This window comes from Ignavibacteria bacterium, assembly GCA_013177855.1.
GTDB lineage: Bacteria > Bacteroidota > Ignavibacteria > Ch128b > Ch128b > Ch128b.
Genome location: JABLYA010000008.1, coordinates 36,378 through 47,125 on the forward strand (window position 1 = coordinate 36,378; position 10,748 = coordinate 47,125).

The window sequence follows — 10,748 nt, forward strand, 5'->3', positions numbered from 1 at the left end:
GTTATCTATCTTTTTTTCTTAATGGTAAATTTATAGTTTCACTATTATTTTTATTTGCTTCATCCCAAGGAGCAATATCATAATATTTTTTCTTCTTTTTTAATAAAGTATAATTTGTTTCGTAATTAACTTTTTGCTTAGCTGATAAATCAAAATCTGATGGTTTTATAAAAGCCGTATCACCTGTTGTTGTTTCATCTGTATTTAATAAATTCCAACCAAACCAATTACCTGAAATCCATTTACCACCATGCCAACCACCTTCGAATCTATAACCATAAAACTCACCATTATACCATTGATCTTTGAAATCACTTATATTTGCGCTTACATTCCTTGAATAAATCTGTATTCCTGCTTTTTTATTAAAGTTTTGTGTACTTGTTTGCACCCTACTATTCCAATTTTTGAAATTTTCTTTGTCATTTTCTGTCAATATATTATTGTAGATATTACTGTAACCAGATGAAGAATTTTTCATATCATAAAATAAATATCTCATAAATACATCGTCTATATCAAAACTTGAATAATTTGATAGGTTATTTTTCATGTATGAATGATAAACACTAAATAAAGCAGCATCTTGAAAATTATGATAATTACTATAATCTACGTCTCCATAATACCAAACTAAATCATTAGGTAAATTATTAGCAATATTTGATTTCATATAAGACCATATCCTATTCTGACTATCATTGCTTTCTACTTGGTATACACCAAATTTTGTCATACCAGAATAAGAATCTATATGATAGTTTGGATACAATGATTTAAATTCATTATCAGACATTTTCTCTAAAAAATTAACTTCCTTTATTATAGGTCTCATATTTGTATTATAATTTGATAAAATTTCAATTTGAATTTTATCAGTCGTGAGTATTTCAACCGAACTAGTTTTTGTTCTTATAAAAGTTATTTTTTCTAATAAATGTGTATTATTCCAATAATCTTCCGTAATAGATTTCTCTTGTTCATAATTTCTACCATTATTTGACCAACCACTTGAATATCCAATAGGCGTTGAAGTTTGATATATTTTTGTTGGTTCTCCTATTAATGTTTCTTGTGTAAGATCCTTATAAATTAATTTATTAAGTGTTGAATCATATACATTCGATACTGGTGTTGTTTTTGGAATATCATTGATATTAACAATTCTTTGTGCACTTATTGGTGATGATTCATTAATTGTTGAACCTGAATACTTTATTATTGTTGAAATTAAATAATCTCTGTAAGGATTAATAGATAATTTTTCAAATGAATTAGGGAATGTTACTGTTGATTTAGTCATTGAGAATGGTGATATTGAATTCCAATTTTGAACATTATATGAAATTTGAGGATTGAATGAAGGTGTTGCAACAGTATAAGGTGATGTCAATGTAAAACCTGTAGATAAATTGAATACATTATAAGATTTCATATTCGTACCTAACCAAATATCTGTAGCATTTATATATACACCAGCAGGAGAAACATCAAAAATATATGCTTTATTTATAAAATCATAATCTAAAATAGTAGTATTTATAGTTTTTATTACACCATCTTCATTCTTATACATAATATTAACAATCTTTCCAGCACAAGATGGTGTAGGTTCTATACCAACATGAACATAACCTGTTGGACCAGTTGGTAAAGTAAATGCGGGCACATTATTAAAATTAGGATCTATTATTTCTACATAGAAATTTCCACCTGTAATACCAGAATTACCAACTCTCCAAGTACCTTTAATTTTATTATTTATTGATGTATCCGAATAATAACTTAATGATATCCAATTTGTCGAATTTTCATCATATTTCCAAGCCGATTTAATATTTGTTGGATTTAAATATGAAGATAAACTTGAATTTCCAGTTATACCACCAAAAAAACAAGGAAGTAATTGAGCGTTTTGAAAAGTATCACCAGTAGCAAAACTCCAAGGCATAACATTTTTGAATATTAATCTGTAATAAGCACCAGGTTTTGTTACCTCACAATAATATACGTTTCTATGTTGATAATAAACTTGAGAAGTAGCTAAACTAGGTATATTAACATAAAATCCAGGATCAGGATAATAAGTATGGAATATAGGTTGCATTCTTATACCCAATTTATTAGTTTGATTTTTATAATTTAAAGATATAAAAGTATTTGCTGTTTCACTATATTCTGGATTTAATGTTATACCTGTATTAGTATTATTATATGGTGCCATATGAAAGAATGTTTCAGAATTACATTGTGAAATCATATTACTATAAACACCATTTTTACCTACATAGTAATAATATGGTACTATTAATCCTTGATTCATTATATATGCGTTAGCCGAACTATTAGTAGTATCTGATACACCAAAACCAGTAATCCATAATATATTACTTCTATTTGTTAAATAATTATATCCTGATATTGCTGTAATAGTATATTCTCCATCATCTAGTGTTGTATCAGCTACAGGCAGACTTGATGATAAAGCGAATGCTGCAAAAGAAGTTGTAACACCACCAGATAATACTGTTGTATTTTCTAAGTATACACCAGATAATACTGTTGTATTTTCTAAGTATATTTTATCTCCTATTGAAAAATAATCACTTAAATTAAAATTGTTATCAAAATATACAGCGTGACCAATAACTTGACACTTGAATACTTGTGAATTATAAATTAAATTATTTAATTTACAATTTAATTGTGTTCTAAAATCTTTCACAATATTAAATTTAGGATCTACTAATACTTGATCATTATATATTTGTCTAAAACTTACACCAGATGATGAGAAATTATAACCTGAATGATTTTTATGTTGATATATGTAATGAAATAACCATTCTGTAAATCTTCTTCTCATGTAAGGTGTTTGATAATTTGTTGTAGATAATTCATCAACATCATATACACTTCTATTAATTGAATCGTAAATTCTACTTGATATAAGATTTTCTGGTATCGTATAACCATCACAGGTTATACCATTATTTGATATTTTTGAACCGATGCTATTTGTATATGTTCCTACGGAATCAATTAAAGTAGATGTAATTCCATTTTCAGTAAACATTACTTCCCAATTTATATATGGTGTTGTTGAGCCACTAATCCACCAAGGTGGTGGACAAGTTCCATATATCCATTTATTATTAGTGACATAAGTACCATCTGATAATTTAATAGACATTTTACCTACCTTTTGTATATCTTCATTACCATAATCACTTGTTCCACCGCCTATCATCATTTCATATAAAACAGGCATTGGGTGAGTATAATAACCTGTATTAGCAATTGACCAAACATTTCTAAAATTTAGAGCAAATAATTCTTTTTCACTATCTGTACAATTATCATATAAATCTTTGATTGTATTGAATCTGAAAATAATATATATCGGATATGTACTTCCAGATTGTGCACCCATAATATATTCAACGTAATCATAATTCATACCAAACATTTCCTGGAATGTACGGTAAGTTCTACTTGTATATGTAACAACAGTCTCACCTATCATAATAGTTTCTGATATATTTACTGGATCTGATGGACTTATTATTGAAACATTATATGATGTATCTGAAGCAACAAAATCTAACATTTTTTTCAAAGTCATTCTAGATTCATATGAATTACAATCAATTCTGAAAACAAAATTATAAGGTGATATAAAATAATCAACTGAACCTGAAGTTATATCAGATTGTGCATATGGTGTTTCACGGCCCCAAACTGAAGTGTTCATATATTTCTTTGATCTATCATCTGTTACCATTCTAACCCAATCTTGTGAAAGTGTATTATCACTCGTTAAAAATGCAGAAATTGTATTGGTAATTATTTCTGGTTCATTCACAACTTTACTATAAACTAATGGATAAATAGCTTTTAATAAGTATGTTGTACTCGTTTGAGGACCTAATGAAGAATTATCAATTTCACATTTATCAATAAAAAAAGTTAATCTCGATGTTTCTTTTTGACCAAGTACATTTAATCCAAAAACACCATTATAAAATTGACCATCATACCAAATATTATCGCTTTTACCAGATTGACTTTGGAATATACCACCATCAAATATACCATTATACCATTGGATACCATTTTTCATTGTTGCATTATTAAACACACCATTATAAATATTAATATTTCCAAAAAAATTAGAATTATTAAATATACCATTATATATGTTATAATAATCCGTTGATGCAGATGCAACTAGAGGTAATAATGTTGTCCATTCCATTTTCTTAATAAGACCAGTGTCTCCAAACATCCAACTCTTATATGGTTTTTCTATTATTATATAATTATCACCTATTGGTTCTACATATTCGTATGTATAACTACTAACTAACATTGATGTTGGTTTTGATAAATCAAAATATTTATTTTTTTCAATAATAACAGAATCTGTATTATATAGTTCCTGTGAATTAAAACCTATTAAGCTAATAACTTTACCAGCATCATATTCGTTGAAGTTGTGACCATTATCAAATTCTATATAAATCTTTGTTTCTGTAACACCAGAATCATTGAGTAGTATTTTACTTCTGATTGAACCTTTACTCATTGTAACTTTTTCAGAATTAAATAAATTTGATCTTATGTTTATTGAAGAATTTAGTGGACCAATTTTTATTCCTACTTTATTTAAATAACCACCATAAAATTTACCATTATAAATATCTGTTGGTGATAAAAAAAATCCATTTTCAAAATCACCATCATATATTGTATTAAAATTATAAAATATAGGATATTTAAAAGTACCATTATTTATTTTTGAATCAGAAAATTCATTATATCCATAAGTATATGATAATATTGCAGGATGAAAATTACTTATAATATATTTTGGTCCACACCATTTACTAGAAAAATTACCATTATATATTGTACTATTAGCAAAGGTATTAAATTTTGGTGTTGTTCCTTTAATTGTTTTAAAATCACCACCATAAATATTTACATTTTTTGCAGTAATATTATAAAAAACACCATCATAAATATTACCAGAATTGAATACAACATTATTTAATTCACCACCATAAACATCTCCATCCTTCCAGAAAATTGTGTTAAATGCACCATTTGTCATTACACCACCTTTAAATTTTCCATTAAACCATTGTGTACCAATTTTTTGTCCTGAGTATTCTGTATAACCTGTACCTAAAAATACACCTCCACTAAAATCACCATTTGCCCAAATTAATCCTTTCCAATTACCATTTAGAAAAAGACCATTTTGCCATATAGTTTTTTGATTTGGTGCACCAAATGTACCATTTAAAAAAATACCATCTTCCCACTTATTTAGTGTAAATGTCTCACCATCCCATTTTCCATAATGCCACACACATTCATTTGTTAATTGTTCTGTATTATGGAAATATCCATCATATATATGATATTCATCTATTAAACAATTATAAAAATATCCACCATCAATATATTTTTCTGAACCAGTTGTATTTTCAATATGACAATGATAATAGTTACCACTTGATATATTACAATTTACTAGTGATGAATTTAAATTATAAAAATATGAATAACCATAATCGTTGTTATTTAAATTTGAATATTTGATAAATGTATTTGTACTATCTGTATAATTAAGTAATAGTGAAACATAATTATTTGTATATTTGTCTATTATATCACAATCTATCACATCACCATCTAACACAACACCTTGTTGAAAAACTATATTACTTGTCATACCAGATGAATCGATAACACCATATTTAAAAAGTGTACCATCAATTTTAGCTTTATTTATAACTATATTATTACAAACAACTCTTGAAACATAATGACCATACAATTTCTTACCATTTGGTATAGTGAATATAAATCTATTAATAACGAATGAATTATTCATTTTATCAACGTATATAACCTTATAACCTTGAGCAAATTGATTATAGATAAAATCATTATCATATATAATGTATGTATAATTATCTAATATTATGTCGGTTGCTATATTTAATTGTGTTGTATCACCACTAAATGTTATAAAAACTGTATCACCTTCTTCTATGTGAGAATCTAATTCTGTATATAATTTGATATATCCGTTGTATGAATCTATCTTTGGTAATAATTTTACTGCATTTACTGTTCCTAAATCATCATATCTTGCTGGTGCAGACATATTGTATTTTTAATTTTTTATTATATATTAAAATAGACATTACAAAAAAGAAATATATAATAAAAAATGATTGTATAACAATGGATTTAAAGGAGATAAAAACTTTTATAGAAAACCAATTTTGTGATGAATATGAACAAATCAAACAATTCATGGATAATGTTAATGAAATATTAGATAAACTTGGAATAGATAACAAATACAAAAGTTATAATAATTTTTGCTTAGATATCGAAAAAAATATTTTACAAATTGTAAAAGAAACAAATATTGAAAATATTACAACACAATTAATAATAGTAGCTCTTAACACAATGATTAAGTATAAAATACTGGAAGATGAACACTATGAAGAAAAAATAAAGAACTACTTTTCAAATCCAGAATTGGTAATTGATGATATTAATAATTTAAAAATAAAAAATTTATCAAAAAATTGAATTTTTTCTACATTTATAAATTATTAATAATCATACATTTACATATATGTAACTTATTGTATATCAAATTGTAACAATTTGGTACAAAAGTCATTTTTTTAAAACAATATATAGATTTGTAGGTATATTCTTTTGGATTGAAAAGATTAATTAACTAATGAATCAAAAGTAATTCGATAAAAAAAAATTAACTTTTATTCGAATATTGAATATATTAATTAGAAAGATTTTTTAGCTTTAGGTTAGATTTCCTTAAAAAATCATTGTGAAGCATTAAAGGTTTTAAACGGCTTAAAGGCACGAAGAAATTTTGGCTTCATATAAAAAAAATTTAAGGCTTTATGAGTAAAGAATTTTTAGCTGATGATTTTTTGTTTTCAGGCTTAGAAGCAAATGATGAAACAATGTCTGTGTTTGACAAAACCACAACAAACAATGATGGTATTTACCGTCCAAACTTAAAAGATGCAATTGATAAGAAAGTTGGTTATCGTGCAACTTTAAGATTCCTTCCAAACTTATTAGAAAATGGTAAAATTGGTCCTTCTGCAATCGAGAAGCATATTCACTATGTTGATATGAAGAACGAATCAAACCTTGCTGGTTATTATGATTGCCGTAAGAACAGTGAACCAAATTGTGAACTTTGCACAGAATATTGGAAATTGAAAAACAGTAAAAACGCTGCAGATAATGAAAAAGCAGAATTGATTAAGAGAACAACAAAGTATTATTCATATGTTCTCATCATCGAAGATGAACAAAACCCAGAATTAGTTGGTAAAATTATGATTTATCCTTATGGATATACTATTAAAGAAAAGATTAATTCTGAAAGAAATGGCGAAGTTACAGGTACACCTTGTAATGTATTTGACCTTGCAAAAGGCAAAGATTTTAAACTTATTATTAAAGAAAAAGGCGGTTTTCAAAACTATGAAGCTTCTTCATTCTTAGAAGTATCACCTATTAAACTTTATGATGAAGCAAGTAATAAATTTAAAACAGCTCCTGTTGATGATGATGGTAAAATTACTAACGCTAAGGTTCAGGCTAAAATTAAAAAATTTCTTCTTAATAGAACAGTCAATCTTGACGACCATAAGGCAAAAGAATGGGATGATACTATTCAAAACAAAGTAACACAAGTTATTTCTATTCTTAGTGGAAAAGATATACTTGTTGCTGAACAGGGTGCTAAGAAAAGCAAAAACGATTCTTCAAAAGTTTCAAGAGATGAAGAAGAATCACCAATTGAAAATAAGGCAATCGATGCCGATGACTTTTTCTCACTTGATAGTGAATAAAAATCATCAACTATTATGTATGAAAACCCAGTTCTTCGGAACTGGGTTTTTTTATAATTATATTTTTTAATATATATGAATATGAAATATTTAAAAACATATGATATATTTGAAAAGTCTTCATTAACTGCTCTTGGTATACCTAATGAAGTAATGAAGAACATTCAATATAACTACGAGTTGGAACCAGATGCAAAATGGGAAAGATTGGGTTTCAAAAAAGATTTACAAAAAGAATTGAAAAAAAATGAGAAAGGAATGTTTTTAGAAATTTCTGTTAAATATATTAAAGTTATTATTAATTTAGGTAATGATGAATATATGATTCAATATTTTAATTATGATAATAGTAATTGGGGTTCATATAATGTAGAAGAAAGAGAACCAAAAACAAGAACACAATTACTTATAGGTGTTAATCCAAAACATATAATTTATAAATTGGTTGGTAGTAATTTTCAAGAAAGACCAAAAGCACAAAGAATGGTACAAAAAGAAATGAAAATATTAGATGATACAACAGCCGAATTTAAATTATATACAATGAAAAATTTCAATAGAATTTTGCAAAGAATTTACGGTAGAAGGTTTGAACAGGTTATGAAAAAAATTTCAGAAAATATAGCTAACATAAAACCTGGTGCTACAGCAGATGAAATTTATAATTTTTTAAAAGATAATAAAAAACTTGCAGAAAAAGCCAAGGAATATGAACAAGCTAAAAGTGAAGAAGATATGTTGAGAATTAAAAATTTAGAACAAAAATATAATTCTTTACCTGTAATAGACGAATATCTTATAAATTTTGAAGTAGAATATTCAGAAAAATATGGTACTAGATTGAATATTCATGATTTGATAAAAACATTTGGTAAGATGATGGTTGAGACTGCATTTATGTTTTATCTTTACACTGGAAGATTGATGGAAATGAGAATAGAATCTATAAAACTTAAACAAATGTATAAAAATAAAAAATTTCAATGAAGACAAGATTTTTAGATTTCATAAAAAACTATGAAACATTTGAAGAATGGTTTGATATATTTATTAATCAGGTTCACAATCTTGGTTATAATGGTTCCATAATGTCTGAAACGTTTATGGAAGATTGGGAAAATGAAAAATGTCCATATGAAGTTGCAGAAGAATTTGTACAAGAAATGAATGAAAAAATAAAACTAAATATTGAGGTTGGAGATGAACTTCGTGGTGGTAGATTTAAAAATAAAAAAATTATTGTAAAAAAAATAGGAAAAGATGATGAAAATCAACCAACTGTAAATGGTAAAACAATTCTAAAATATAAAATCGTTAAAGATTTGCCAAAAAATAAGAAATAGGTATATGGAAATTAATGAAAATGTACAATCTATCATTGCAATTATTGGATGAAATTAGAAATAGAGAAGAATTGGATGATACTAGTTATTTATTATAAAAAATAATTTAAAAATATGAGATACACAATAAAAACAACATCTAAAAATAAATTTATAAAAACTTTCGAAGTATTTTTAGGTGGTATGTTACACAAAACCAATTACGACAATTTGGAAAATATTTCAAAACCAAAAGATGGTATAGGTGGTGAAGTTGATCAATTTACTAAAAATAGAATATTAAATGTTCAAAATTTTAATAAATGGTTAGCCAACGATTGGACTGGTTACGGTGACGGTAAAGGCGCACCTGGTATAGTCGGTAGAGTTGATAAACTATCACCATCAATGATAGAAGATTATTTCTTTGATCAAGGTGTTCAATGTTCAGATAGAGAAATATTTGATTTTATTGATAAAATAAGAGGTGAATGGCTAAAGAAATGAAATTTATAATGACATATGAAACATATGTGTCTATGAATTATCCAGATTTATATAATGAACCTGTACCTGATTATATAGATACAAATTACTATATGTTTTATGTTGAAGAAGATGAAAAAAAACCACCAAAAAAAACAGGTTATGATGATCGTGAAACAAAGAATACAAAGAAAAAATCAGTATATGTTATATCACCAACATAAAAATTATTAAATTAGAAAATGAAATATTTAAAAAAAATTGAAGCATTTGCACAAGATATGATGTCAATTTCAACATCTATAAAACCAAATAGTTTTACAACAGGTAAAAATAATGCACAAAATATGATGTCGATACCTACAACAATAACAGATAAAATGGCTTTATATGAAAAACTACTTCAACCTTATTATGTTTATCTTAAAACGATAAAAGGAATATCAAACTTGTCACCAATTACATATGAACAAGTTGATGATTTTTTTGGTTTCTCATTTATAGTAAATTATAATAAAATTATGATATTAACAGATAAAATATCAGTATATATACTTATTAATGAACAATTTATACCTATAACAAAACCTTTAGAGATTATAAAAATTATAGAAAGTGAAGCAATTTAAACTATTTACAAAAAGTAATATATAAAATATAAAATATGGAGATAATTTTTTTATTTCCATTTTTTTAATTTATTTTGTAAACTATTTATTATGGTATTTAACGATAGAACAGCAAACGTTGAATCGTAGGTGTTAAATAAATTTCAGCTCCAATTGAGGATATGAAAAATATAAAGGAATTTAGAGCATTAGATTATGATAAAGATAAATATAAAAAATATAAATTATCTATTCGGAAAAAGAAATGAAAATGAAAGCACATTTAAAAAAATCGTTAGAACTACTTGATAAGTACTTTAATGAAACCCCAAATCATATTATAGATAAAGAAATTTCATTCTTTGATAAATTGGATATTGAAGGAATATCATTTAATAAGTATA

Annotated in this window: 9 protein-coding genes; 8 read left to right on the plus strand and 1 reads right to left on the minus strand. The window is 25.7% G+C overall.

What is annotated here, in order from left to right:
• Position 1: 1 nt before the first annotated feature.
• Positions 2–6,181 carry a hypothetical protein gene (locus tag HPY57_16070; GenBank protein ID NPV13277.1) on the minus strand — a complete coding sequence of 2,060 codons (6,180 nt, stop codon included), beginning with the start codon at positions 6,179–6,181 and terminating at the stop codon, positions 2–4.
• Between the two features lie 80 nt (positions 6,182–6,261).
• Between HPY57_16070 and HPY57_16075 the strand changes: the two genes are divergently transcribed.
• From HPY57_16075 to HPY57_16110, 8 genes are all read left to right on the plus strand, one after another.
• Positions 6,262–6,621, plus strand: coding sequence for a hypothetical protein (locus tag HPY57_16075; GenBank protein NPV13278.1), 360 nt, complete (start codon positions 6,262–6,264; stop codon positions 6,619–6,621).
• A 341-nt stretch (positions 6,622–6,962) separates the two neighbouring features.
• On the plus strand, positions 6,963–7,928 hold the full coding sequence (locus tag HPY57_16080; protein NPV13279.1) for a hypothetical protein: 966 nt from the start codon (positions 6,963–6,965) through the stop codon (positions 7,926–7,928).
• 81 nt (positions 7,929–8,009) lie between these two features.
• Complete coding sequence (locus HPY57_16085; GenBank protein ID NPV13280.1) at positions 8,010–8,915, plus strand: hypothetical protein; 906 nt, start codon at positions 8,010–8,012, stop codon at positions 8,913–8,915.
• Positions 8,912–9,271, plus strand: coding sequence for a hypothetical protein (locus HPY57_16090; protein ID NPV13281.1), 360 nt, complete (start codon positions 8,912–8,914; stop codon positions 9,269–9,271). Before HPY57_16085 ends, HPY57_16090 begins: the two co-directional genes overlap by 4 nt.
• A 114-nt stretch (positions 9,272–9,385) precedes the next feature.
• Positions 9,386–9,757 carry a hypothetical protein gene (locus tag HPY57_16095; protein ID NPV13282.1) on the plus strand — a complete coding sequence of 124 codons (372 nt, stop codon included), beginning with the start codon at positions 9,386–9,388 and terminating at the stop codon, positions 9,755–9,757.
• Positions 9,742–9,960, plus strand: coding sequence for a hypothetical protein (locus tag HPY57_16100; protein NPV13283.1), 219 nt, complete (start codon positions 9,742–9,744; stop codon positions 9,958–9,960). The genes HPY57_16095 and HPY57_16100 overlap by 16 nt, the downstream gene beginning before the upstream one ends.
• Before the next feature lie 18 nt (positions 9,961–9,978).
• A complete protein-coding gene (locus tag HPY57_16105) occupies positions 9,979–10,365 on the plus strand; it encodes a hypothetical protein (GenBank protein NPV13284.1) in 387 nt (128 codons plus the stop codon).
• 244 nt (positions 10,366–10,609) lie between these two features.
• A partial coding sequence (locus tag HPY57_16110; GenBank protein ID NPV13285.1) for a hypothetical protein occupies positions 10,610–10,748 on the plus strand: 139 nt, incomplete at its 3' end.